The 26,709-nt window shown below is 37.2% G+C and carries 22 protein-coding genes; 18 read left to right on the top strand and 4 right to left on the bottom strand.

From position 1 onward, the window contains the following. Window positions 1–84 precede the first annotated feature (84 nt). From rarD to AC3WTI_RS08470, 3 genes are all read left to right on the top strand, one after another. Window positions 85–1,026 carry an EamA family transporter RarD gene (gene rarD / locus AC3WTI_RS08480; protein WP_087958798.1) on the top strand — a complete coding sequence of 314 codons (942 nt, stop codon included), beginning with the start codon at window positions 85–87 and terminating at the stop codon, window positions 1,024–1,026. Window positions 1,027–1,105: 79 nt separating this feature from the next. Then, window positions 1,106–1,531 (top strand): divergent PAP2 family protein, encoded by a 426-nt coding sequence (locus tag AC3WTI_RS08475; RefSeq protein ID WP_087958799.1) that lies wholly within the window; start codon window positions 1,106–1,108, stop codon window positions 1,529–1,531. A gap of 99 nt (window positions 1,532–1,630) precedes the next feature. Next, window positions 1,631–3,484: a terpene cyclase/mutase family protein gene (locus AC3WTI_RS08470; RefSeq protein WP_097841624.1), complete on the top strand. Its 1,854-nt coding sequence runs from the start codon at window positions 1,631–1,633 to the stop codon at window positions 3,482–3,484. A 78-nt stretch (window positions 3,485–3,562) separates the two neighbouring features. Here the strand turns inward: AC3WTI_RS08470 and AC3WTI_RS08465 are convergent, their stop codons facing one another. Beyond that, window positions 3,563–3,706, bottom strand: a complete 144-nt coding sequence (locus AC3WTI_RS08465; protein WP_142286795.1) for a YfhD family protein — start codon at window positions 3,704–3,706, stop codon at window positions 3,563–3,565. A gap of 133 nt (window positions 3,707–3,839) precedes the next feature. Here AC3WTI_RS08465 and fabG point away from each other — a divergent pair, with 133 nt between their 5' ends. After that, window positions 3,840–4,580, top strand: a complete 741-nt coding sequence (gene fabG / locus AC3WTI_RS08460) for a 3-oxoacyl-ACP reductase FabG (protein ID WP_087958801.1) — start codon at window positions 3,840–3,842, stop codon at window positions 4,578–4,580. Window positions 4,581–4,631: 51 nt separating this feature from the next. Here the strand turns inward: fabG and dhaS are convergent, their stop codons facing one another. Then, window positions 4,632–6,116: an aldehyde dehydrogenase DhaS gene (gene dhaS, locus AC3WTI_RS08455; protein WP_087958802.1), complete on the bottom strand. Its 1,485-nt coding sequence runs from the start codon at window positions 6,114–6,116 to the stop codon at window positions 4,632–4,634. A gap of 272 nt (window positions 6,117–6,388) precedes the next feature. Here dhaS and AC3WTI_RS08450 point away from each other — a divergent pair, with 272 nt between their 5' ends. The 6 genes from AC3WTI_RS08450 (at window position 6,389) to AC3WTI_RS08425 (ending at window position 13,017) form a co-directional block, all read left to right on the top strand. Next, on the top strand, window positions 6,389–6,667 hold the full coding sequence (locus tag AC3WTI_RS08450) for a YhdT family protein (protein ID WP_000800722.1): 279 nt from the start codon (window positions 6,389–6,391) through the stop codon (window positions 6,665–6,667). 3 nt (window positions 6,668–6,670) lie between these two features. Continuing rightward, entirely contained in the window at window positions 6,671–8,110 is a 1,440-nt protein-coding gene (gene panF, locus AC3WTI_RS08445) for a sodium/pantothenate symporter (protein WP_097841623.1), read from the top strand. A gap of 68 nt (window positions 8,111–8,178) precedes the next feature. After that, complete coding sequence (locus AC3WTI_RS08440; protein ID WP_142305898.1) at window positions 8,179–9,159, top strand: nucleoside hydrolase; 981 nt, start codon at window positions 8,179–8,181, stop codon at window positions 9,157–9,159. A gap of 117 nt (window positions 9,160–9,276) precedes the next feature. Beyond that, window positions 9,277–10,386: a serine hydrolase gene (locus tag AC3WTI_RS08435; RefSeq protein WP_087982182.1), complete on the top strand. Its 1,110-nt coding sequence runs from the start codon at window positions 9,277–9,279 to the stop codon at window positions 10,384–10,386. 203 nt (window positions 10,387–10,589) lie between these two features. Continuing rightward, on the top strand, window positions 10,590–12,116 hold the full coding sequence (gene argH / locus AC3WTI_RS08430; protein WP_306298351.1) for an argininosuccinate lyase: 1,527 nt from the start codon (window positions 10,590–10,592) through the stop codon (window positions 12,114–12,116). 67 nt (window positions 12,117–12,183) lie between these two features. Beyond that, window positions 12,184–13,017 (top strand): GNAT family N-acetyltransferase, encoded by an 834-nt coding sequence (locus tag AC3WTI_RS08425; protein ID WP_097841621.1) that lies wholly within the window; start codon window positions 12,184–12,186, stop codon window positions 13,015–13,017. A gap of 34 nt (window positions 13,018–13,051) precedes the next feature. Here the strand turns inward: AC3WTI_RS08425 and AC3WTI_RS08420 are convergent, their stop codons facing one another. Next, window positions 13,052–13,801 carry a (S)-benzoin forming benzil reductase gene (locus AC3WTI_RS08420; protein WP_087958808.1) on the bottom strand — a complete coding sequence of 250 codons (750 nt, stop codon included), beginning with the start codon at window positions 13,799–13,801 and terminating at the stop codon, window positions 13,052–13,054. A 116-nt stretch (window positions 13,802–13,917) separates the two neighbouring features. Between AC3WTI_RS08420 and AC3WTI_RS08415 the strand changes: the two genes are divergently transcribed. Beyond that, the gene (locus tag AC3WTI_RS08415; RefSeq protein ID WP_492304350.1) at window positions 13,918–21,390 is read left to right on the top strand and encodes a DUF7507 domain-containing protein; all 7,473 of its coding nucleotides are present in this window, start codon (window positions 13,918–13,920) and stop codon (window positions 21,388–21,390) included. Between the two features lie 47 nt (window positions 21,391–21,437). On the opposite strand, the gene AC3WTI_RS08410 is transcribed toward AC3WTI_RS08415, so the two are convergent. Further along, window positions 21,438–21,995 carry a CatB-related O-acetyltransferase gene (locus AC3WTI_RS08410; protein ID WP_087958810.1) on the bottom strand — a complete coding sequence of 186 codons (558 nt, stop codon included), beginning with the start codon at window positions 21,993–21,995 and terminating at the stop codon, window positions 21,438–21,440. A gap of 137 nt (window positions 21,996–22,132) precedes the next feature. Between AC3WTI_RS08410 and AC3WTI_RS08405 the strand changes: the two genes are divergently transcribed. The 7 genes from AC3WTI_RS08405 to AC3WTI_RS08375 all read left to right on the top strand — a co-directional run bounded on the left by AC3WTI_RS08405 (window position 22,133) and on the right by AC3WTI_RS08375 (window position 26,526). Next, a complete protein-coding gene (locus AC3WTI_RS08405; RefSeq protein WP_087958811.1) occupies window positions 22,133–22,474 on the top strand; it encodes an ASCH domain-containing protein in 342 nt (113 codons plus the stop codon). After that, complete coding sequence (locus AC3WTI_RS08400) at window positions 22,471–22,866, top strand: NUDIX hydrolase (RefSeq protein WP_097841619.1); 396 nt, start codon at window positions 22,471–22,473, stop codon at window positions 22,864–22,866. Before AC3WTI_RS08405 ends, AC3WTI_RS08400 begins: the two co-directional genes overlap by 4 nt. Before the next feature lie 86 nt (window positions 22,867–22,952). Continuing rightward, window positions 22,953–23,573: an acetate uptake transporter gene (locus tag AC3WTI_RS08395; protein ID WP_000070938.1), complete on the top strand. Its 621-nt coding sequence runs from the start codon at window positions 22,953–22,955 to the stop codon at window positions 23,571–23,573. A gap of 140 nt (window positions 23,574–23,713) precedes the next feature. Then, window positions 23,714–24,157, top strand: coding sequence for a flavodoxin (locus AC3WTI_RS08390; RefSeq protein ID WP_001062755.1), 444 nt, complete (start codon window positions 23,714–23,716; stop codon window positions 24,155–24,157). Window positions 24,158–24,173: 16 nt separating this feature from the next. After that, entirely contained in the window at window positions 24,174–25,073 is a 900-nt protein-coding gene (locus AC3WTI_RS08385) for a WD40/YVTN/BNR-like repeat-containing protein (RefSeq protein ID WP_097841618.1), read from the top strand. Between the two features lie 216 nt (window positions 25,074–25,289). After that, on the top strand, window positions 25,290–25,490 hold the full coding sequence (gene cspB / locus AC3WTI_RS08380; RefSeq protein WP_001179150.1) for a cold shock-like protein CspB: 201 nt from the start codon (window positions 25,290–25,292) through the stop codon (window positions 25,488–25,490). Between the two features lie 190 nt (window positions 25,491–25,680). Continuing rightward, window positions 25,681–26,526 carry an exonuclease gene (locus AC3WTI_RS08375; protein WP_087958814.1) on the top strand — a complete coding sequence of 282 codons (846 nt, stop codon included), beginning with the start codon at window positions 25,681–25,683 and terminating at the stop codon, window positions 26,524–26,526. Window positions 26,527–26,709: the final 183 nt, after the last annotated feature.

Genomic DNA, 26,709 nt, shown 5'->3' with positions numbered 1-26,709 from the left:
CGAAAGAATTGCAGATTGATTATTGGTAAAGTGAGCATGCGGGACCGTATAATGGAGAAAAACGAGAAGAGGAGAAAAAGGAAGATGGGGAGTCAATCAGCGCAGCAAAAAAAAGGGATTATATATGCGGCTGGTGCTTATACGATGTGGGGAATCCTACCAATCTATTGGAAGTGGGTTGAGGAAGTTCCGGCAGATGAGATATTAGCACACCGCATTGTTTGGGCGTTCGTTTTTATGTTACTCGTATTAGGTGTTACGAAAAGGTTTCGTCAGTTTATTGGGGAGTTCGTGAACCTTTTTAAACGACCTAAATTATTAATGTCATTAACAATAGCTTCAGTTTTGATTAGCGGAAACTGGTTTGTCTACATATGGGCCGTTAATCATAATCATGTCATTGAAGCAAGTCTTGGTTATTATATTAATCCGCTTATTAGTATTTTACTTGGTACAGTCGTTTTAAAGGAAAAGTTAAACTTTTGGCAATATGTTGCAGTTGGTTTAGCTGGAGTAGGGGTTATTATTTTAACAGTACGTTTCGGGGCTATTCCGTGGGTCTCTTTATCACTTGCCCTTTCATTTGGATTATATGGATTAACGAAAAAATTGTTAAACTATGATGCGACAATTGGACTTACGATGGAAACGATGTTAGTGACGCCGTTTGCGATTATTTATCTAGTAATAACAGGAGTACATGGTTTCGGCTCATTTGGCTCTATTTCCATGTTATCGACGTTACTATTAATAGGAGCGGGCATTGTTACTGCTTTACCACTTTTTTATTTTGCAAAAGGAGCACAACTTATTCCGCTTTATATGGTAGGATTTTTACAATATATTGCACCAACGATTAGTTTAATTTTAGGTGTATTCGTATTTGGTGAACATTTCACATCTACTCATATGATTGCATTTTTCTGTATATGGGTTGCATTATTTGTATTCTCAGTAGCGAAAACAAAGTTCTTAGTGCAGATACAACCGAAATTTATAAAAAATAAATCAGCAAAAGTATCATAATGCGTAGTATTTTCTACGCATTTTTCTTTATACTGATACTATAAAGAATTTCCATTATAGCTAGTAGGGAGCTGAGAACATGGAAACAATTTTACATAATGATCCTCTTATGGCCGCTGTAATCTCATGGTTTTTAGCACAATTAACGAAAGTAGTCTTTAAATTGGTTAAAACGGGTGAATTTGATTTTGCAAAGTTTTTCGCTTCCGGTGGGATGCCAAGTTCTCATGCTTCAACTGTTACAGCACTCGCGACAGGTGTTGGCGTTGTGGAAGGCGTGGAAAGTACCTTATTTGCTGTTGCTGCTATCTTTGCAATAATTGTTATGTATGATGCCTCAGGAGTAAGGCTTGCAGTAAGTAAACAAGCGAAAATATTGAATGAGTTTTTTCACGGTAGACAAACAGAATATAAGAAGTTAAATGAACTTGTCGGGCATACACCGTATGAAGTAGTAGTCGGTGCTTTAGTAGGGATTATTGTCGGAGTGGGATATTGCTTATGAGCAGAACATTTTATATGTTCTGCTTTTCTTTGTTTTCATACATATTCAGCTACCTTTTTGAATATCGTTATACGGATTTCGAAAGGGTGGGTGAGTAACTTGTTATTATACGAAAAAGTGCATGAAGAAATAGCGAGGCGAACAACTGCACTTCAAACGATGCAACGGAGAGATGGAACGTGGCGGTTTTGTTTTGAAGGAGCACCATTAACAGATTGCCATATGATTTTTTTATTAAAATTATTAGGTAGAGATAAAGAGATAGAACCGTTTGTAAAAAGGTTAGCATCACTCCAAACTAATGAAGGAACATGGAAATTGTATGAAGATGAAGTGGGTGGTAATTTATCTGCTACAATTCAATCTTATGCGGCCCTGCTAGCATCGAAAAAATATACAAAAGAAGATGCGAATATGAAACGAGCGGAAATATTTATAAATGAGCATGGCGGGGTAGCACGTGCTCATTTTATGACGAAGTTTTTGTTAGCAATTCATGGAGAATATGAATATCCTTCACTCTTTCATTTGCCAACACCAATCATGTTTCTGCAAAATGATTCCCCCCTCAGTATATTTGAATTGAGTAGTTCAGCGCGTATCCATTTAATTCCGATGATGCTTTGTTTAAATAAAAGGTTTCGAGTAGGGAAAAAGTTATTGCCAAATTTAAATCATATTTCGGGTGGAGGCGGAGAATGGTTTCGGGAGGATCGGTCTCCGTTGTTTCAAACGTTAGTAAGTGATGTAAAACAAATTATATCGTATCCACTATCTTTACATCATAAAGGAAATGAGGAAGTCGAACGTTTTATGAAAGAGCGTATTGATAAAAATGGAACGTTATATAGTTACGCAACTGCCTCGTTTTATATGATTTATGCTTTACTCGCATTAGGTCATTCTCTTCAATCAACAATGATACAAAAAGCTGTAACCGGGATAACCTCTTATATATGGAAGATGGAAAGTGGGTATCATTTGCAAAACTCTCCTTCAACTGTATGGGATACGGCTTTAATCAGCTATGCGTTACAAGAAGCTCATGTTCCGAAAGATAACAAGATGATTCAACATGCAACAACATATTTATTAAAAAAACAACATACAAAAAAAGCTGATTGGAGCGTACATGCACCGGCGCTTACTCCAGGCGGTTGGGGTTTTTCGGATGTCAATACGACAATTCCAGATATTGATGATACAACAGCTGTGCTAAGAGCTTTGGCGAGAAGTAGAGGAAACGAAAATATAGATAATGCTTGGAGGAAAGGGATTAGTTGGGTTAAAGGATTACAAAATAATGATGGTGGCTGGGGAGCGTTTGAAAAAGGTGTGACGAGCAATTTATTAGCAAATTTACCAATCGAAAATGCAAGTGATATGATTACAGACCCTTCTACACCAGATATTACAGGGAGAGTATTAGAGTTTTTTGGGACATATGCGCAAAATGATTTGCCTGAGAAACAAAAACAAAGTGCGATAAATTGCTTAATGAATGTACAAGAAGAAAATGGATCATGGTACGGGAAATGGGGGATTTGTTATATATATGGTACGTGGGCGGTGATGACAGGTTTACGGTCACTTGGAATTCCATCTAGCAATCCATCATTGAAACGAGCAGCTTTATGGCTTGAACATATACAGCATGAAGATGGTGGTTGGGGAGAATCATGTAACGGTAGTGTGGAGAAAAAGTTCGTGACTTTGCCATTTAGTACACCATCCCAAACAGCATGGGCGTTAGATGCTCTCATTTCTTACTATGATGAAGAAACACCGGTTATTCGAAAAGGTATTTCATATTTGCTTGCGAATAGTTATGTGAATGAAAAATATCCTACGGGAACAGGTTTACCAGGTGGGTTTTATATTCGTTATCATAGTTATGCCCATATATATCCGCTACTTACTTTCGCACATTATATAAAAAAATATAGAAAATAAACCGAGAGATATCTCTCGGTTTATTTTGGTGGGTAGTAGGTCCCTGTTGAAAAAAATAAGGTTGTGCTTTCCTTATTTTTATGTCGACTGGCGTTTTTGACGTGCATCAGCGGCATTTGCACGTGCGTTTGCTTCTAAGTCATTGTGGTCAGCAAGTTCACGAGAGAACTCAACATCAATGCCATCAGCAGCTTTGTTTTGTTTGGAATTTTTTTTGTTCATTCGACACAATCTCCTTGTGTTTTATGCGACGTTGCAAAGTTAGTTTGACACAAATAGACTTTTTTATACAAAGAGGAATTGGAAAGTAAAAAGCCGAAATATACAGTATAAGTAATAGAAATGGGGGATAGGAATGGAGTTTTTAAATGGGAAAACAGCTGTTGTAACAGGAGCTGCACAGGGAATTGGAAAAGAGATTGCAAAGGTTTATGCAAAACTAGGGGCAAAAGTATTAATTAGTGATATAAATGAAGAGAAGCTACAAAAAACGACACGTGAGTTATCGGATGAAGGATATGAAGTGAGCTTATATCGATGTGATGTAAGTAATCAAAATGAAGCGAAGTCGTTAATTGAATATGCAGTTCAAAAATTCGGTACATTACATATTTTGGTGAATAACGCTGGGATTACAAGAGATGCAATGTTACATAAAATGGAGAAGTCTTCTTGGGAACAAGTATTGCAAGTGAACTTAACTGGGGTTTTTTATTGTATGCAACCAGCGCTTCTTTATATGAGACAACAAGGTTATGGACGCATTATTAATATATCTTCAATTAGTAGAGAAGGAAACATAGGTCAAGCGAATTATGCGGCTACGAAGGCAGGCGTTGTAGGGTTAACGAAAACGGCAGCGAAAGAAGTTGGAAGTTTTGGTATTACGTGTAATGCGATTTGTCCAGGGTTTATGGATACAGATATGACAAAAACGATACCAGATAAAGTGAAAGAAAAGATGGTCGGCGCGATTCCAGTTGGTAGAATTGGAACGCCAGAAGATATTGCGAACGCAGCTGCCTTTTTAGCATCGGAATACGCATCTTATATTACAGGAGAAGTATTGAATGTGAGCGGGGGACTGCAAGTTTAAGGGCATACATAATGAAAAGAACCTGACCGGATAGGTCAGGTTCTTTTTTCGTTAGTTTAAGTTGAGCCAAACGCTCTTCACTTCTGTATAGTTATTTAATGCGTAAGAGCCCATTTCACGGCCAAGACCGGATTGTTTAAATCCTCCAAATGGAGATGCCGCATCAAAGACGTTATAACAGTTTACCCATACAGTACCAGCACGTACTTTACTTGCAACATAGTGTGCTGTTTTAACATTTTCTGTCCACACACCAGCTGCTAAGCCGAATTGTGATTTATTTGCACGTTCAATTACTTCATCAATATCGTTAAAAGGTATTGCAGAAATAACTGGACCGAAAATTTCTTCTTTTGCAATCGTCATTTCGTCATTTACGTCAGCGAATACTGTAGGAGAAACGAAGTAGCCTTGATCGAATGGATTACTTCCTCCGCAAAGTACTTCAGCACCTTCTTCAATGCCTTTTTCAATGAAGCCCATTACACGTTTTTGTTGTTCTTCAGAAACGAGAGGACCGATTGTAGTTTCTGGACTTAAGCCAGCACCTTGATTTAATTTTTTAGAGTAAAGGACAAGGTCAGCCATGACATTATCATACATTTTCTTCGGAACAAATAAGCGTGATCCAGCAGAGCATACTTGTCCTTGGTTAAACATAACACCAGAAAGTGCACCAGGAATCGCGCGAGATAAGTCGGCGTCTGGTAAAATAATGTTCGGTGATTTACCTCCAAGCTCTAAAGTAACACGTTTCAATGATTCAGATGCTTGACGCATAATTTGTTTACCGACTGGAGTAGAACCAGTAAATGCAATTTTATCGACGAGTGGATGATTAACAAGTGCTTGTCCAGCTGATTCACCGAATCCAGGGACGATATTAATAACACCTTTCGGAAATCCAGCTTCTTCAATTAATTCAGCTAAGTATAGAGCGGATAGTGGAGTTTGTTCTGCAGGTTTTAAAACAATTGTACATCCTGTAGCAAGCGCTGCTCCCATTTTCCACATTGCCATAAGAAGTGGGAAGTTCCAAGGGATAATTTGACCAACGACACCAACTGCTTCATGGCGTGTATAGTTAAAGAAGTCACCAGAAACAGGGATTGTTTGACCAACGATTTTCGTCGCCCAGCCAGCATAATAGCGCATATGCTCAATTGCAAGTGGTATGTCTGCTGCCATTGTTTCACGGATTGGCTTTCCGTTATCTAACGTTTCGAGCTGTGCAAGCTCTTCTTTATGTTCTTCCATTAAATCAGCTAATTTGTACATAAGACGGCTGCGTTCAGCAGTACTCATGCGTGACCAAGGACCTTCGTCAAAAGCCATGCGAGCTGCCATGACAGCTTTATGAATATCTTCGCGACCAGCTTCAGAAACGACGGCAAGTGTTTCGCCAGTTGCTGGGTTAGGTGTTTTAAATGTCTTTCCGGAAGCGCTTTCAATGAAAGATCCATTCACATATAACTTTTTTGTACCTTGAAGAAACTTTTCTACTTTTTCATGAAGATTTACAGCTAGTTGACTCATTGTATAACCCCCTTGAAAATATAATGTAAACGCAGTACGAGACGGCGTTTATTCCGAAATCAAGGATGTGGGAACTAGATGGAAAGCCTCTAATATAAATCATAATTAACAAATACTGAAAATTCAAATTTCATTTGTGTTACAATTGTAAAAAATATGTAATGTAAGAGAATCTTCTATATGAATGTAAAAAATCCTGCTTGTTTTTGCTTTCTAGTAGGAAAAACTAGAAGAACAATGGTACAATAATACATCGTGAGAGGAGGGAGAAAATGAAGAATTATCATGATGATCCACGCTTTCGGATTGCCCATAGAGAAGCGTTAATCGGTCTTGGACTTGCTATTATCAATTTTATAATATGGTACGGATTTGCTTATGGGCTTGGTAGTAAAAATCCAAGTGAATATACATATGTATTCGGTTTTCCAGCATGGTTTTTTTATAGCTGTATCGTTGGATTTATCGTTATGGTTATTTTACTTAGTTTAGTTGTTCGTTTTGTATTTCAAGATATTTCACTCGATGAGGAAGAAAAAAGTGAGGAATAATAGATGAATTGGTATGTAATCATTCCAATGATAATTTCGTTTATCGTTGTATTTTTAATTGGTGTATATGCTTCAAGACGCGTACAAGCAACTGCTAATAATAAATTTTTGCAAGAATATTTTCTTGGTGGGCGTGAGCTTGGCGGTTTATTATTAGCAATGACAATGATCGCTACGTACGGTAGTGCAAGTAGTTTTATTGGTGGTCCTGGTATTGCATACAATATGGGGCTTGGATGGGTGCTACTATCTGCGATTCAAGTTGTAACAGGGTATATCGTTTTAACGGTTATCGGTAAAAAGTTTGCAATTATCGCTAGGAAGATGGAAGCCATTACTCTTATCGATTATTTAAAGGGAAGATATAATAATAAAGCAGTTGTTATACTTTCCGCGTTATGTATTATTATTTTCTTATTTTCAGCAACAGTAGCTCAGTGGGTTGGCGGTGGTCGATTAATTGAATCGCTAACGGGTCTCTCTTATACAACGGCACTATTTTTATTTACTTTTTCTGTACTTGTGTACGTATTAATTGGTGGATTCCGTGCAGTTGCTTTATCAGATACGTTATTAGGTATCATTATGTTAGTTGGGACGACAATTATTTTAATTGCTACTGTCATTGCCGGTGGTGGAATTGAAAAGATTATGCAGGAACTTGTTCAAATCAACCCGAATTTAATTACACCATTCGGAGCCGATGGCAGTTTAACGAAATCATATGTAACATCGTTTTGGATTTTAATTGGAATTGGTGTCGTTGGTTTACCACAAATTAGCGTGCGTGCTATGTCTTATAAAAATTCAAAAGCGATGCATCAAGCGTTAATAATTGGGACGATTGTCGTAGGTACAATTATGATTGGTATGCATTTAACGGGTGTGTTTGCACGAGTCGTACTTCCCGGTATAACGGTACCAGATAAAGTAATGCCGCTACTCGCTATGGAAGTATTGCCACCTTGGTTAGCTGGAGTTTTCTTAGCTGCACCAATGGCAGCAATTATGTCTACAGTAAACTCGTTATTGTTACTTGTAAGTTCATCAATTATTAAAGATATATACGTAAATTACATAAATAAAGATGCAGCAGACAGTACAATTAGAAAAGGAAGTTTGTGGATTACTGGTATCGTAGGACTGCTCGTTTATGCAGCAGCAATTAAACCACCAGATTTTTTAATATGGTTAAATTTATTTTCTTTCGGTGGATTAGAAGCGGCATTTATTTGGCCGATCGTATTAGGGTTATATTGGAGGAAAGGAAACGCAACAGGAGCGCTTGCCTCTATTTTAGTTGGGGTAGGCTCATATATGTGTATCCATCTTTTCTATCCAAATCCATTCGGTATACATACAGTTGTCTTCCCGATTTGTTTTGCGTTTATCGCTTATATCATTGGAAGCATGAGTGCTGTGAAGAAAAACAGTATAGGTTAAAGAAGAACGTAGTCCTTGTAGGACTGCGTTTTTTCGTATGAATTTGTTCTTTTTTATTCTGTATATCAATGACTATTCATAAATTAATAACAATTGAGGGGATGGAGTTGAGGGCGATGAAAAAAGTATTATTTTTAGGAGACCCGGGAATTGATGACTCTTTAGCAATTATGTATGGATTGTTGCATCCTGATATTGATATTGTCGGCGTAGTAACGGGATATGGAAATGTAACGCAAGAAAAGGCGACGAGTAATGCAGCATATTTATTACAGTTAGCAGGAAGGGAAGATATACCAGTTATTAATGGTGCGAAGATTCCTTTATCTGGAGATATTACAACATACTATCCAGAAATTCACGGGGCAGAAGGTTTAGGACCAATTCGTCCTCCAAAAAATCTTTCTCCGAATATAAAGCCTTTTTGTGAGTTTTTTGATATTCTTGAAAAATATAAAGGAGAATTAATAATAGTCGATGCTGGTAGGTCAACAACGCTAGCTACAGCATTTATTTTAGAAAAACCGATGATGAAGTATGTGAAAGAATATTATATAATGGGCGGGGCTTTCTTAATGCCAGGAAATGTAACACCAGTCGCAGAGGCGAATTTTCAAGGTGATCCCATTGCATCACAATTAGTGATGCAAAATGCTAAGAATGTGACATTAGTGCCACTTAACGTTACATCTGAAGCTATTATTACGCCGGAAATGGTAAAATATATTACGAAACACTCTAAAACGAGTTTTAATAAATTAATTGAACCTATTTTTACGTATTATTATAAAGCTTATAGAAAGCTAAATCCGAAAATAAAAGGAAGTCCAGTACATGACGTTGTCACAATGATGGTTGCGGCGAATCCGTCTATTTTGGATTATGTGTACCGCCGTGTCGATGTAGATACAGTAGGGATTGCAAAAGGAGAAAGTATTGCTGATTTTCGTCCTCAACCTGATGCAAAAGCCCTCAAGAATTGGGTGCGAATTGGTTGGTCATTACATTATAAAAAATTTCTCGAAGACTTCGTGAAAATTATGACGTAGACATAATAGGAGAATACAAGTTAAAATAATGGAGATGATTACTAAAATAATCATCTCCATTATTTTGTTTGTAAGAGATAGATAGAGAAGAGTTATACAATAGGAGAGGAATTTTACTTGAAAAAAACTATAGTATGCGCAGTGATTGTGGGTATTTTCGTTTTGCTAATATCGGGTAATTTTTTAGTGAAAAAAGTGTGGAGTTCAAATAATGATGATGCACAGTATATCGCATCCTTTATTGAAGAACATAAAGATGAAAAAAATAGTGCGCTTCTCGTGAAGAGAAATGATAAAGTTGTTTATTCTGTAAATCCAAATGTTGTATTGCCAGTTGCTAGTACGATGAAGTTAATTGTGGCGCTTGAATATACGAAACAAGTTACAGAAGGGAAAATTGATCCGTCTAGTTTCGTTTCCATTAATGATATAAATCGTTATTATGTGCCGAATACAGATGGCGGCGCACAAGATAGATGGCAAAGGTATTTGCAAAAGACAGACAAGATAACAGAAGGGGCAGTTTCTTTAGAAGAAGTGGCAAAAGGAATGGTTAAGTTTAGTTCGAATGCGAACGCTGAATATTTGATGGAAGTGTTAGGATTAGATAATATTAATCGTAATTTACAAAGTTTATCGCTTCCAGCACATCAGCCGCTATTTCCGATTGTTTCATCTTTATACATCCCTGGATATTTGCATAAAGAACTACATGTTCCGAAATATAAAATAGAGAAAAAGTTAAAAGAAATGTCTCAAGAGCAATATCGTGAATACGCGATGATTATTCATGAACGCTTAAAAAAGAAGGGACCATTATTACAGAAGGAAATTCCTCTTTATTTAGAGGAACGTTATGATAAAATTTGGTCAGATCGATTACCAGCAGCTTCTGCAAACGATTATATGGTACTGCTTCAAAAGGCGAATCATAAAGGTGGCCTAACAGAAGCCGAAGAAAAAGTGTGGGCGAATATCGTTGAAACAGATATGAGCGCTAAGAAATATCGTAAAACATTTAGACATGCAGGGCAAAAAAATGGTTATACGCCATGGACAGTTACAAAAGCAGTTTATGCGATGGATAAACGCGGGAATTGTACAGAAATAGTGTTTTTAGCAAATAATTTAAATGAAGACGACAGTGCAGAAATACGGAAACATTTAGCAAACTTACATTTCCAAGTGTTGCAAAGTGATAAGTATGATGCGACTTTTATTAAATAAACTCGGTGCAGAGAGCACCGAGTTTATTTTTATCCCGCTTTAATGAGCAGTAAGATCTCCACCTCAAAATTCAGCGAAAGCAAAGAATTTAGGTGGGGGTCGGGCTGCCCATAAAAGTCCGATTGGTGAGGGCTGATTAAAGTTTCACTTTATATACAAGCACTTTTTTCCTATATCTGGGTATGATGGGTAGTAATACTTAGGTGAGAGGGGAAAAGGTGATGAAACAAAGTAAAGAAGAGTTTATAAAGAGTGAAGGCGCTGATTTCCCTGGGGAAACATATGTAGATTGTGTATTACAACATGTATTTCATTTTCAGCGAAATTACTTATTAAAAGATATGTTTCAAGTGCATAAAGCGCATATTGCGATGTTGACTGAAGAAAATTTAATGAAAAAGGAAGAAGCTAAAGTTATATTACACGCATTAAAAATGATAGAGGGAATTCCAAAAGATCAATTGCTATATACAGAGAAGCATGAAGATCTCTTTTTTTTAGTCGAACATTTAATTTCTCAAGAAGCGAAATGCGATTTTGTAAGTAATATGCATATTGGTAGAAGTAGAAATGATATGGGGGTAACAATGTATCGCATGAGTTTAAGGCGATATGTACTACGATTAATGGAGCATCATTTGTTATTGCAAGAAAGTATGTTGCAACTTGCGGATGATCATAAGGAAACGATTATGCCAGCTTATACACATACGCAACCAGCACAGCCAACAACATTTGGTCATTATACGTTAGCGATTTATGATACGATGCAAAGAGATTTAGAACGAATGAAACGAACGTACAAACTTTTAAATCAGTCTCCAATGGGGGCCGCTGCTCTTTCTACAACAAGTTTTCCAATTAAACGGGAGCGAGTTGCCTATTTACTTGGATTTACAAATGTAATCGAGAATTCATATGATGCTGTTGCTGGAGCAGATTATTTATTAGAAGTTAGCTCGTTACTTATGGTAATGATGACGAATACGAGTAGATGGATTCATGACTTCTTACTATTAGCGACGAAAGAATATGATGGTATTACTGTTGCAAAGCCATATGTACAAATTAGTAGCATTATGCCGCAAAAGCGAAATCCAGTTTCCATTGAACATGCCCGTGCGATTACGAGTAGTGCTTTAGGAGAAGCATTTACAGTATTTCAAATGATTCATAATACACCATTTGGTGATATTGTCGATACAGAAGATGATTTGCAGCCGTATTTATATAAAGGAATTGAAAAGACTATTCGTGTTTTTTGTATTATGAATGCGGTCATTCGAACGATGAAAGTAGAAGAAGAAACGTTAAAAAGTCGCTCTTATAAACATGCAATTACGATAACTGATTTCGCAGATGTTTTAACGAAAAACTATGACATTCCATTTCGGCATGCGCATCATGCAGCAAGTGTTATTGCGAATATGTCCTTGGAGCAGAAAAAGGAGCTGCATGAATTGCATTTTAAAGATGTAAATATATACTTACAAGAAAATTTTAAAATGCAACTATTAGAAAAAGAGTGGGAAGAAATTGTATCGCCAGAAGCTTTTATTCAAAAAAGAAATGTATACGGTGGACCGAGTAAAAAAGAAATGGAGCGTATGATTAACAATCGAAAAGAGTCATTTCAAAAAGAAGAAGAGGTATTTGAAAAAGAAAAACAGAGAATTTTACAAGCGGAAAATGATTTGAATACGTTAGCCTCAAATATTATTGAATCGTAAAAGAGGAATTTAGTGAATTAATCGCCAAATACTTAATGAAACTATAAATAGAGAGAAGAGAATGTCGATGATTCAATTACATGTATATGAAGAAATTCTTACTTTTAAAGAAGAGGTTACAATATTTTTAGAAAAGAATGAGCAGGAAAATAATCTCATATTAGGTGTATTACAAATGGTCCAACAACCGATATTTATGGGGATAGCAAAACAAGAGGAAGAAATTGCAGTTGTATTTCTTCAAACAGAAGAAAAGAAACAAATCATTGTTGCTGCGTCTGAAATGACGGATGAGGACATCGTGGAACTTGCAAAAAAATTAGCGGAAGTATATCCGAATGTTCCTGGATTGATTGGAAATAAGAAAATTGTACAGAGATTAGCGGAAGAGATTGCCGTGTTAGAAAATAAGAAAACTAATGTTGCGATGGAGCAAGGTATATATGAATTAAAACAAGTGAAGAAAAAGTGGAACGGGGATGGAACATTTCTAGAAGTAAGTAGTGATGATCTACCATTAATAAAACAGTGGATATATCAATTTTGCGAAGATGTGAATTTGCCTACTACGAAAGAAGAAGCACAACAAACCGCTCATACATTAATTACGAACCGTTGTCTATTTGGTGTAGAAGTAGATGGGAAGCTTGTATCTGTAGCTGCAAAAACACGTCCAACTAAAAATAATATAACAGTTAATTTCGTGTATACGCCGACAGAAGCAAGGAAAAAGGGATACGCATCTAATTGTGTAGCCGCACTTAGTCAACGTATGTTAGATGAAGGTTACAAAACAACGACTTTATATACGGATCTGGCAAATCCGACATCAAATAAAGTTTACCGAGAGATTGGTTATGAACAAATTGCGGAGTCTGTACTTATATTTTTAGAGAAATAATATGAAAGGCACGCTATTAGAGCGGGCCTTTTTGTTATTCATCAATTCGAATGACTTCACCTTGCGGGAAATTCTCAGTTTCTAGTAAGCTACGAATTGCTTTCGCAACGTATTCAGGTGACAATAGTTTTCCTTCTTCTTTTAGTGCGATAAAGCGGTCTAAATTTATGAAGTCTTCTTTATTTGTTTCACGAATTCGTGCTTGCATACTTGTGTCAACAACACCAGGTGCAAAAGAGACGATTTTTACTGGGTATTCTTTTTCTGCTTCTTCGGTTGCTACGCACTGTGTAAACATATTTACACCAGCTTTTGTTGTGCAATAAGCACCCCATCCGAAATAAGGATTTTTCCCTGCACCAGATGAAATGTTTATAACACGTTTATCTACTTTCCAGTTTTTCGTATGTTTCATGAAAGTGGAAGTAAGGAGCATCGGCGCAAGTAAATTAATTTGAACGTTCGTAATAAGCAGTTCACTTTCAGCTTTTTCGATTGGTTTCATCGGTGCTAGTGTACCAGCATTATTAATTAAATGAATAGATGATACTGTGTCTTCTTGAATAGATGAAATAATTTCATTAAAGTTCGTTTCTAAATTATGTACATCTTGAAGATCTAAGGAGTGGAAAACGCAATTGCTGTTATATTGCTGTGCAAGTTTTGTAAGTTCTTTATTTTCTCTTCTAGAAATAGAAATGATGCTCGTGTTTTCTTCTAACAATTGCGCGGCGATTGCCTCGCCTAAACCTTGTGAAGTTCCTGTTACGATAACATAACGCATAGTGCAGTAAGCTCCTCTCGTATGTGCGGAATTTTGTTGGACAAAGTACATTGCATAGTTTGTCTACATTTTATAGTATAGAGCACTTTTTACTATAATTGAAATGAGATGATTGTGTGCCTTTTATAAACCGTTTTACAACAACAGTACCTGGTGCCGTCACGTTCACTGGGAATACGTTGGGACTTAGTCCTACATCACCTGCACCAGGTAATATTTTTGGTACACTTGCTGTTTTTACGACAGTAAATACAGCGCTGCAAGTACCAGGATTCCCGGCAGGGACAACAGATGAATGGCAGTTGAATTCTTCAAGTGCAATTTTAAACCTTCCAGCGGGAAGTAGTGTGTTATATGCAGAATTAGTTTGGGCTGGTACTTTCCGGACTGATACGGAAGATGTTTTACCGTTTCTAAATGATGATATTACATTTACAACACCGGCTGGTACTTTTTCCGTTACGCCAGATCCTGCAACTGCGCAGCAAGGTTCAGTAGGGAATCAATTTTATTATGCTCGCTCTGCCAATGTAACGAATCTTGTTAGTGCGGGTGGGGCAGGCACATATACAACGGGGGCTGTGCCTGCTGCAAGAACTTCATCTGATCCAACTATTAGTCGTTCGGCTGGATGGACGCTTGAGGTTGTGTATCAAAATGCCAGTTTGCCACTTCGGAATTTATCAGTTTATGCAGGTCAAGAAATTATCGATGCTTCATCACCACCAGTTGATGCTACTATCTCAGGATTTGCTACTCCAGCCACAGGAGCTGTAACAGGACGGGTGCTCGTAACTGCTCAAGAAGGTGATTCTAACATTGTTGGAGATCAACTTCGCTTTGGACCGAATGCAAATACTACAGTTGCATTATCCGGACCGAGAAACCCCGCAAATAATTTCTTTCAGTCACAAATTTGTAACGATATTGGAGAATTAGATACAACTGGAACGTTTGGAGATTTGAATCAGCCTTTAGGGATAGCTTTAGCCGTCCGAAGACAAGGGTGGGATATTACAAATGTAAATGCCTCTGCATCATTAGTAAATAATCAAACGTCAGCGACGGTTCGATTCGTTACGAATGGAGATGGATATGCGGCAGCTGGTTTTGGGGTTCAAATTGATGCAACGGGGCCAATTATTAATCCTGTTAAATCGGTCAATAGAACAGTTGCAGGAGTTGGGGATATTCTTACCTACACAGTTACAGTGCCTAATACAGGTACGGGAAGTGCAGAAAATGTTATATTACAAGACAGTATTCCAAACGGAACGACGTTTGTTACAGGTAGTGTAACGGTAGGTGGAGTAACACAGCCGAATGCGAACCCTGCTAATGGAATTAATTTAGGTACAATCCCAAATAACACGCAAAGAGTTGTTACATTTCAAGTGCGAATAACATCGTTTCCGAACCCAAATCCTATTCTGAATCGCGCAATGGTGTCATATCAATTCCGTCCTTTCGTCGGTAGTCCACTAATTACAAGTATGTCTTCTTCAAATACAGTACAAACGACAGTGAATCAAGCAACTATAAGTATGCAAAAATCTGTAGATTTACAGACAGCAACCCTTAATGATGTATTAACATACACGGTTAATGTGACGAATAATGGGAATGTCACTGCAAATAATGTTGTTTTTGTCGATAGTATACCTGCTGGAACAACATTTGTTCCAAATAGTGTTACCGTAAATGGAGTAGCACGTCCAGGAGCAAATCCAGCAAGTAGTATTAATCTAGGAAGTATTAATGCTTCGCAAACGACTGTAGTGCGCTTTCAAGTTCGAGTAACATCTAATCCGCTTGTCAATCCAATTCCGAATCGTGCGAGTGCAACATTTAACTTTACTCCAGTACCTGGTCAACAACCAGTTTCAGGGCAAGCGACAAGTAATACTGTAGTTACTACTATTAATATAGCTGATATAAGAACGAGAAAAACAGTAAATAGAGCTTTTGCGACAGTGAATGACGTTCTTACGTACACTGTTACAATTGAAAATACAGGAAATGTACTTGCGACGAATGTTATTTTTCAAGATCCAATTCCAATTGGAACGACTTTTATCGCAAATAGTGTGACTGTAGACGGGGTTTCACAACCAGGAGCAAATCCAGCGACTGGGTTTACGGTAGCGAATATTTCTCCAGGCGGAAGTAGAACGGTTACATTTCAAGTACGGATTACATCTACGCCATCCGGAGGCACGATTGCGAATCGCGGAAATGTATCTGCTAATTTCGTCGTTATTCCGAACCAACCACCAGTGACGATTAATAGACAAACGAATACAGTTGTGACACAAGTTAATACAGGTGGTTTAAATGTAATAAAAGAAGTGAATACGACACAAGCGGCAGTAGGAGATACTTTAACATATACGATTGCCGTCCAAAATACAGGAAACGTTCCGCTAACAAATGTATTTTTCCAAGATCCTATTCCTTCTGCTGTTTCATTTGTTGCAAATTCTGTAAAAATTAATGGGATATCGCAAAGTGGACTAAATCCGAACACAGGATTTTCTCTTCCAAATATTACGCCAGCTCAAACAGTTGTAGTCACATTTGACGTATTAATTGTGCAGGATCCAGAAAATGAAGATATTTTAAATCAAGCAAATGTAACAGCCAGTTTTCAGGTGAATCCGAGTGAACCACCAGTAACAATTAATGTTCCGAGTAATGTTGTGAATACAACAGTACAATCGGGGAACTTTGAAGTTGTGAAATCAGTGAATACGGATATTGCAACAGTAGGGGATGTTTTAGTATATACAATCGAAATTATAAATGCAGGTAGTGTACCAGCTACAAATGTATTTTTCCAAGATTCCATTCCACAAGGGACTTTATTTATTGAAAATAGTGTAGTTGTTAATGGTGTTTTACAAGAAGGGGCAGATCCAGAACTTGGATTTTCATTAAATAATTTGCCTACTGGAGCGAGTGTAATTGTTACGTTTGAAGTATTAATCGATGAAATTCCCCAAGGAAATAATGTCGTAAATAATGCGAATGTAACTGGAGATTTCCTTGTAAATCCAACAGAGCCACCCATTACTGTAACAGTACCAAGTAATACTGTTATGACAGTCGTGAATTCTTCAGGGTTAAATGTAATGAAGAGTGTAGGCGCTACTGAGGCAGGAGTAGGAGATACGTTAACGTATACAGTTCGTATACAAAATAGTGGAACGGTAGCAGCGACAAATGTATCATTCCTAGATCCAATTCCATCTGGAACAACGTTTGTAGCAAATAGTGTAACAATAAATGGAACGCCTCAACCTGGTTTAAACCCAACAACTGGATTTCCACTTGCTAATATTCCAGTAGGAGGGGTGGTAACAGTTGTTTTTCAAGTGACAATCACGAGTGTACCACCAAATAGAGTTCTTCCGAATAATGCGAATGTAACTGCGGATTTCCAAGTCAGTCCTCTCCAGCCACCAATTACAATTGTAACGATTAGTAATATCGTTGTGACGCGAGTGAATATAGGATCACTTAATGTAACGAAGAGTGTAAATACACTGCAAGCAGGAGTAGGAGATACGTTAACGTATACGATTCGTATTCAAAATACAGGAACGGTTCCGGCAACAAATATTATTTTTCAAGATCCAATTCCTTTAGGTGCTGCATTTGTCGCCAATAGTGTGACGATAAATGGAGTCGTTCAGCCAGGCGCGGATCCTATGGCAGGTTTCCAAGTACCAAATATTCCGGTCGGGCAAACGGCTACGATTACGTTTCAAGTTACAGTGACGAGTGTTCCGAGTGGTGGAAATATAAGAAACCAATCGAACGTTACTGCAAGTTTTCTTATAAATCCTGCAAACCCTCCAATAACGACTGTTACGAATAGTAACTTTGTAGTGACGCAAGTAAATACAGCTCGATTAAATATACAAAAATCTTCATCTGTACAACAAGCTGAACTTGGAGAAACTTACACGTATTCTGTTGTCATACGAAATAACGGCACAGTAACAGCAACGAATGTCTCTTTCATTGACCCAATTGCTCCAGAAACAACATTTGTAGCAAATAGTGTAACGATAAATGGAGCGCCTCAACCTGGATTTGATCCAAATATAGGTTTTACGCTTCCTAATATCGCTGCTGGAACATCATTGACTGTAACATTCCAAGTAACAGTAGTTGCACCATCCACGCGCGGAGCCGTACTAAACACGGCATCTGCTACAGCCACTTTTTTATTAAATCCTTTACAGCCCCCTGTAACAACGACCAATTCAAGTAATACGACAGTAGTGACGATACCGCTACCTCCTCCTGGTGAAATAACAGCAATCAAAGCAGTTGATGTTGCTACTGGAGCGATAGGGGATGTATTAACGTATACTGTACTAATTTCAAATGTAGGAATTATACCTGTTACAGATGTAGTTTTCCAAGATGTTATACCAGAAGGGACGATATTTGTAGAAGATAGTGTGACGATAGGCGGGGTGCAGCAACTTGGTTTCAATCCAGAAATAGGCTTTACAGTTACTCCGTTATTAAATGCTGGTGGGAGTATTGAGGTAGCGTTCCAAGTGACGATTACAGAAATTCCAGATAATGAAGTCATATTAAATGATGCAGACATTACATTTACTTCTCAACCAAACCCGCAAGAACCACCAATTACGGAAACGATATTAACGAATTTAGTCGTTACGACAATTAATATAGCTTCGATTTTTCCGTTAAAACTAGTAGATAAAGAAGTAGCCACTGTAGGAGAAATATTAACGTATGATGTATTGATTTTTAATTTTGGAACAGTGCCGGCGACGAATGTTCAATTTATCGATACGACTTCTGCTGGTGTAGCATTTGTACCAGGAAGTGTGAGCATAAACGGGGTACCTGCACCAGGATTAGATCCTTTTATCGGTTTTACAGTTCCGGATATACCTGTAGATGATTTTGTACTTGTCACATATCAGGAAGTGGTTACAAGCATACCAGAAGGTGGAACGATTGTTAACTTTGTAGACGTTACAGCTACATTTGCTGTAAGTGAAACAGAACCACCGATTACGGAGATGACGACAAGTAATACGACGTTAACAGAAATCAATGAGCCTGGCTTAAATGTATTAAAATCAGTAAGTCAGCCGGTTGTTGCGGTAGGCAATATAATCACATATACAACAGTAGTTCAAAATACAGGGACAGTGGTAGCGACGAATGTTCAATATAGTGATGTATTACCGTCCTCGATTACATTTGTACCGGATAGTGTAACGATAGGCGGTGTGCTACAACCTGGATTCAATCCTAATAATGGATTCCCACTTCCAGATATAAGCCCAGGTGAAAGTGTAGAAGTTACATTCCAAGTAACAGTTGTTAGTGTTCCGTCAAACGGAACAATTGCCAATACGGCAAATGTAACAGGAAGCTTTGTATTAGTACCGGGAGAACCACCAGTTATAGTAAACCAACAGAGCAATACAACACTTACAACTGTAAATAGAGGGCAATTTAATGTAATTAAACAAGTAAATAGAGCCGCTACTCTCGTTGGAGATGTATTAACGTATACGGTTCAAATAACGAATACAGGAACAGTAGCAGCAAATGATGTTCAGTTTATTGATACCATTTCAGCAGGAGCGTCATTTATACCGAATAGTGTAATAATAAATGGAGCCCTGCAACCAAATTTAAATCCGATTATTGGCTTTGGAGTTGGAGATATACCAGTTAGCGAAACAGTTATAGTGACGTTTCAAGCGACAGTTATAAACATCCCGTCATCAGGAACCATTACGAACGTTGCAAATATAACAGGAAGCTTTGTATTAGTACCAGGAGAGCCACCGGTTGTAGTAACAGAGCCGAGTAATACGACGATAACAAGGATAAATAGAGGACGGTTCAGCGTTTTAAAATCTGTAAATAAAGAAGCGACACGTTTAGGAGATACGTTAACGTATAGTGTGCAAGTTACAAATACAGGAACGGTTACTGCGATGAATGTTCAGTTTATTGATGTTCCATCGCCTGATTTAGAGTTCGTTCCAGGAAGCGTACAAATAAACGGGATTCCGCAAATAGGTTTAGATCCTTTTGTAGGTTTTTCATTACCGGATCTTGCAGTAGGGGATAGTATATTAATTACATTTGAAGTAAATGTAATCGCAATTCCGCCTTCTAATAGCATTATGAATACAGCGAGAGTAACTGGTGATTTCGAATTGATTCCAGGAGAACCTCCGTTTACAATTACGAATTCAAGTAATACGACAGTCACACCAGTAAATAGAGGTAGTCTAGATATGCTGAAAGAAGTAGATCATTCAGTTGTTGGTGTCGGGGAAACAGTAACGTATCGTGTTCGTATATTAAATACTGGCACGGCTGATGCGATGAATGTTCAATTTATAGATGTGTTATCGCAGGAAGCTGAATTTGTTCCAAACAGTGTAACGATTAATGGAATACCGCAGCCAGGATTAAACCCGCAAGTTGGATTTACGATACTAGACATTCCAGTCGGTGAAACGGCGATTGTAACATATGAAGCTACGATTACAAGTTTTCCAGATGGAGGTACAGTAGTCAACGTTGCAGGGGCATTAGCAGAATATATTTTAGTACCAGGAGAGCCGCCAGTTACAGTGATGGATACGAGCAATACAGTTATAGTAACGGTAAATACTGCAATCTTATTTGTTGCAAAAGGAGCAAACTTTGAAGTAGCGATGGTAGGAGATGTTGTCACTTACGGAATTGCTGTTATAAATGATAGTACAGTTCCTGTGACCAACATTGTGTTAACAGATATCATTGATCCAAATACGTTATTTATAAATGGCACGGTAACGGTAAATGATGTACCTCTTCCATTTGCTAATCCGAATACTGGTATTCCGTTAGGTGATTTTCAGCCAAACGATGCAGCAATTATTAATTTTCAAGTTGTCATAACAGGAGGACAAATAAATAATTTAGTTACAAATACTGCTACAGCAAGTGGGCTCGCGACTGTAAATCCGAATGAGCCACCAGTAGTAGTTGAAGGTGATAGCAATACAGTTGTTATCCCATTTATATCTCAAAATGTCTCAACGACAGTCGTAAAAACGGCAGATTTACAGGCAGCAACGATTGGAGATGTCATTACGTTTACGACAGTCATCACAAATACAGGTGATACTGTAATGCAAAATATTCGTTTTCAAGATATGTTAGATAGTAGTGTTCGATTTGTTCCTGGAAGTGTAACGGTTGATAATACGCCAGTGCCGAATGTAATCCCGGCAGTAGGGTTTCTTATCGGAAGTTTAAATCCTGGTGAAGCAAGGACAGTTTCGTTCCAAGTAGCAGTACAGAGCGCGCCAAATGGTTCAGGAAATTATATAAATCAAGCGAGTATTCGTTTTGAACATCAAGTAGGCACAGTGTTGCCACCTGTTACACAAATAGTAGAAAGTAACATAGTTGTAATTCCATTTGTTCCAACGATTGAACAAATTTGCGAAACTAATCTTAATTGCTTAGGGAAAATTCCTTTTCAATGTTCTCCGTGTGATCATTTGCAAATAAAGAAAAAATAAATGCAGAAAGAGCATCCTGTAAGAGAAGGATGCTCTTTCTACATTAATCATGTAGATTCTTTTTCGGGCGAGGTGAAAAATTCGTCGATTTTGTCGGAAAGTAGTAATGGAATAGCTCCTTTTATAACAGAAATGTCCCAGTCCCACCATGCGAGATTCTCTAGTTTGTCAATCGTTTCTTGCGGGAAACGATATCGAACAAATTTTGCAGGATTACCAGCTACAATTGCATATGGAGGTACATCTTTTGTAACAACACTCTTTGCTCCAATGATGGCCCCGTTACCAATTGTAACACCAGATAAAATGCAGGATTGATAACCAATCCATACATCATTGCCGACTACGATATCACCTTTTGAAGATGGGTGACCAGTAATATGTGCTCCTTCATTGAAGAGAGCGTTAAATGGATAAGTCGTTATCCAGTCTGCTCGATGTTCGCCGCCAAGTATGAAAACGACTTCTTCTCCTAATGAACAAAACTTTCCTATTTTTAATTTTGTTTCATCGTTCCAAGAAAAAATGGTTGGCCCTACTTTACTATAAGTATAATCACCAATATCATATTTATTATATTCAGGTTTTTGATTTAAATATAACATAACGAATTTAGCATCCTCTCTAAAGCAAGTAATGGATATGGACCATTATATGCAACTTGGAGTAAGTCGAACTGTGTTGTATGAGTTGGTAATGCACAAATATAGTAGTAGGCGCAACGAAAAAAGGAGTGGAATGAATGATATACGAAATGGGGTTATATAATAAACCTTTTCAGTCAATTCAATTAGGAAAAAAAGTATATGAAGTACGTTTATACGATGCAAAACGTCAACTTATAAAACGAGGCGATCATATTGTATTTACGAATCTTACGACAGAGGAAACGATCACTGTAAAAGTAACGGAAATAAAACGATACGAAAGCTTTAAAGAAATGTACGAACAAATTGATAAAAAATTATTGGATTGTGAAAATGATAGCTTAGAGGAAATGTTAGAAAGTACATACAAAATATATACGAAAGAACAAGAAGAAAAGTGGGGAACAGTTGCGATTCATATTGAGATAGTAAAATGATAAGAAATCGCGGCGCGGCTATCATTGTGCAGGAAGGGAAAATCGCACTTATAAAACGTATCCGAGAAGGGGAAACATATTATGTTTTTCCAGGCGGAGGAATTGAAGAAGGAGAAACAGCTGAAGAAGCAACGAAGCGAGAGGCTTATGAAGAATTAGGGGTACATATAAAAGTGGAGCATCTTATTGCAAAGGTGGAGTATAGGGGTACGGAGTATTATTTTAACGCCCGTATTATAGGTGGAGTTTTCGGAAGTGGTAAAGCTGAAGAATTCGAAATAAAAGATAGAGGGATTTATATTCCGTTATGGTTGCCGATACACGAGTTGGAAGAAGTGAATATAAAACCGTATGAAGTAGTCGGAAGTATATTTAATCATTATAAAAAGTAAGGTCTGACAACATACAAAAAAAACCATTGACATAGCCTTCTGATTTAAGTATTGTATTCGAGTATGTTTATAATCAGGAGGTTTATATGAGCAATCAAACAACTACACATCATGTGAAAATGACAACAGCGGATCCATCTGGAATTGGTCTATTTGGATTAGCGATGGTAACACTTGTAGCATCATCTCAAAAGTTAGGCTTAACAGATGGCGTTTCTCTTGTATTACCGTGGGCAATCTTTTTAGGAGGATTTGCACAAATCTTTGCGTGCATTCACGATGCGAAGCATAACAATACGTTCGGTACAACAGCATTCGGTGCGTACGGCCTATTTTGGTTAGGTGTTGGAATGACTTGGTTAATTCAACTTGGAGTATTTGGCGAAAAATTAGCACAAGCTGCAGATTCAAAACAGCTTGGGGTAGCCTTTATCGGATATTTAATTTTCACAATCTTTATGACAATTGGTGCAATGGAAACACATAAAGTATTATTTATGATTTTCGTCCTTATTGATTTCTTATTTATCGGTCTTTCATTAAGTACTTTAGGTGTTATGCCGCATGCAATGCATAATTTAGCAGCATATTCTGAACTTCTTATTTCATTATTATCTTTCTATGGTTCAGCAGCAGCAGTGTTAAATACACACTTCGGAAAAGTTGTTTTACCAGTTGGAAAGCCGTTCGGTATTTTTAAAAAGTAATAAAAAAGCACAGATGATTGTATAGTCATCTGTGCTTTTTTGTGCGGAAAATAGAAATAATAAAAAATACAATTGAAATTGATTCTCATTATTAATATAATGAGAATGAGAATCATTTATTGTAAGAGGGGGATGCCGAAGTGGCGAAAATTTTAATAGCTTATGCAAGTATGTCAGGAAATACAGAGAGTATTGCTGATTTAATTAAAGTTAGCTTAGATGCTTTTGATCATGAAGTAGTATTGCAAGAGATGGAAGGCATGGATGCTGAAGAATTATTAGCTTATGATGGAATCATTTTAGGATCTTATACGTGGGGAGATGGTGAACTACCATTTGAAGCGGAAGATTTCCATGATGACTTAGAAAATATAGATTTATCAGGGAAAAAAGTAGCGGTATTCGGATCAGGAGATACGGCGTATGAATTGTTTTGTGAAGCGGTAACGATATTTGAAGAGAAACTTGTAGAACGCGGCGCAGAGCTTGTACAAGAAGGGTTGAAAATTGAATTAGCTCCAGAAGATGAAGAGGATGTTGAAAAATGCAGTAATTTTGCAATTGCATTTGCTGAGAAGTTCTAAGAATGGGAGTGTCAACGTGGAGACAATGTTAAGTGCGACCGCTATTACAAAGTTAAGAGATGGAAAGCTTATGTTAGCTACTACATATAATGGCTTATTTATTGAACAAGACGGAGAATGGAAACAAAGTTTACATGGTTTTCAAAAACGAATTAGGGATTTACATAGCGAAGGTAATGTAGTGTATGGTGTAGGTGACGAAGGGATTTTTATTCGTAGTATGAATGGTGGAGAGAACTGGACGGTTCAGCGTTTTCCAACAAAAGCAACGAGTTGGAATGTGTGTAGTGATGAAAAAGGAACTGTCATTGCACATGGAGATAAAACGTTGTATCATTCTAATGATTTTGGTTCGACATGGGAAACCATTCATCCATTTCTTGAGTATGGTGGCGGGGCACCGTCTATTCGATCGTTATTTTTATATAAACATTACTTATTTATCGGCACGAAAATACATGCTAAATATGGTGGTGTTTGGCTCTTTAATTTGGAAACACGTAAATTAAAGAGGATTAAAATCGTGATGAATCAGATGATCTCAGCGTTGACTTTACACAATTCTTATTTAGTAGCAGCTAGTGGATCGTGCAAAGGGATTAGCGGGAATATTTCTTTTTGTAAAGTAGATGAAAGTATTGAGATTGAAAAAACATATTGGCACACATGTCAAAGTGAGCAGAAAACAAGTAGCTATTTGGACTTAAGTGTAGATCAACATGTGTTATATACAACGTCAACGCAAAATAAGGCGGGGATTAGTACTGTTTGTCGTGTGCTTCTAGAAGAAGGAATTGTTACAGTATGTGACTCAGTTAAAGGGCATGGATGGCGCATCGTGAACGAAAAAGAATGCTATTTTGTAGCTGGATCAGGTGAATCAAAAGCGATGCAGTGGAAGAAAAAAGTTGTATAGCAAAAAAAACTTTGCTTTTATTATATTGATATGATATATTATATTTAAACCATTTTACTTTTAATAATATAGAGATTTAAATGAGCTGTAACTTCCGAGGAGGATAGCAATGTTAAATCTCCTCAGAGTTGCAGTTTTTTTAATGTCTGACTTATTTTTGTAAAGTGGTTGAAAATGAATATGTACATATAGGTACATTGTAGGAGGATTTTTTACATGCAAAACGGTAAAGTAAAATGGTTTAACTCAGAAAAAGGTTTCGGATTCATCGAAGTTGAAGGCGGAGAAGACGTATTCGTACATTTCTCAGCTATCCAAGGCGAAGGCTTCAAAACTTTAGAAGAAGGTCAAGAAGTTACTTTCGAAGTAGAACAAGGTAACCGTGGACCTCAAGCTACTAACGTTAACAAGAAGTAATTGTGGAAAAAAGAAGGGCTTGCCCTTCTTTTTTTTTTGCATTTTTTATTGAATAATCCCCTATGTACATAGCATAATGAGATTGAATTTTCGTTTTTTGACGAAGTATTACATGCATAAAGTGTATGAATAAATAAATACTGAAAATAAAGTATGTGTGTGAAAAGGAATGTAGAAAGAGGTAAATAAATTGGAAAACGCTACACATTTTATTGTGTTTGATATAGAGAGAAATTTCAGGCCGTATAAATCAGACGATCCGTCAGAGATAGTTGATATCGGGGCTGTAAAAATAGAAGCAAGTACAATGAAGGTAATTGGAGAATTTTCGGAATTAGTAAAACCGGGTGCTAGGCTTACTCGCCATACGACAAAATTAACAGGGATTACAAAGAAAGATTTAATGGGTATAGAGAAATTCCCGCAAATTATAGAGAAATTTATTCAGTTTATCGGAGGGGATTCTATATTTGTTTCATGGGGAAGAGAAGATTATCGCTTTCTATCTCATGATTGTACGTTGCACGGTGTAGAATGCCCCTCTATGGAAAAAGAGAGAAAGTTTGATTTGCAGAAATTTGTTTTCCAAGCGTATGAAGAATTATTTGAGCATACACCAAGTTTACAATTCGCAGTAGAACAGCTCGGTTTAACATGGGAAGGAAAGCAGCACAGAGCTTTAGCAGATGCTGAGAATACAGCCAACATACTTCTAAAAGTATATAACGAGAGAGATATTCATAAACGGTACAAAAGACATGGGGAGCTTGAACTTGTAGAAAACGGAAAACTAACAGAAAAAGCGAAAAAAAAGATGCGAAAATGGGTATTTAAAGAAATGAGAAAAAATACAGAGCGTCCTTTCGTTTGGAGTACATTTGAAAGTAGTGACACGTGGGAAAGTATAACGGAAAGATACTATATAAGTGAAGCCACAATAGAACTTTTGAAAAAGCATTTTCGTACGGCAGTTAGAAAAGCGGAAAGGCAGATTAAGTATTTGGCTGAGATGGAGAAGAATGCAGAGGTTAAATGACATTCTTCTTTATTTCTAGCTACATAAATGTAACGTCATTGTTTTTATAGGTGAATAAAATATTCATATTAAATAGCAATTGATTTGTTGTGATTGGGTCATTATAATTACTTTGAAAATTAAGGTGTATTCATGATTAGAATCAAAGAGTAAGATAAGAGTTTTATATGGGGAGGTGTGATA

This window comes from Bacillus sp. EB106-02-03-XG38, from assembly GCF_058792175.1.
This window is presented reverse-complemented; position numbering and strand designations above follow the sequence as displayed.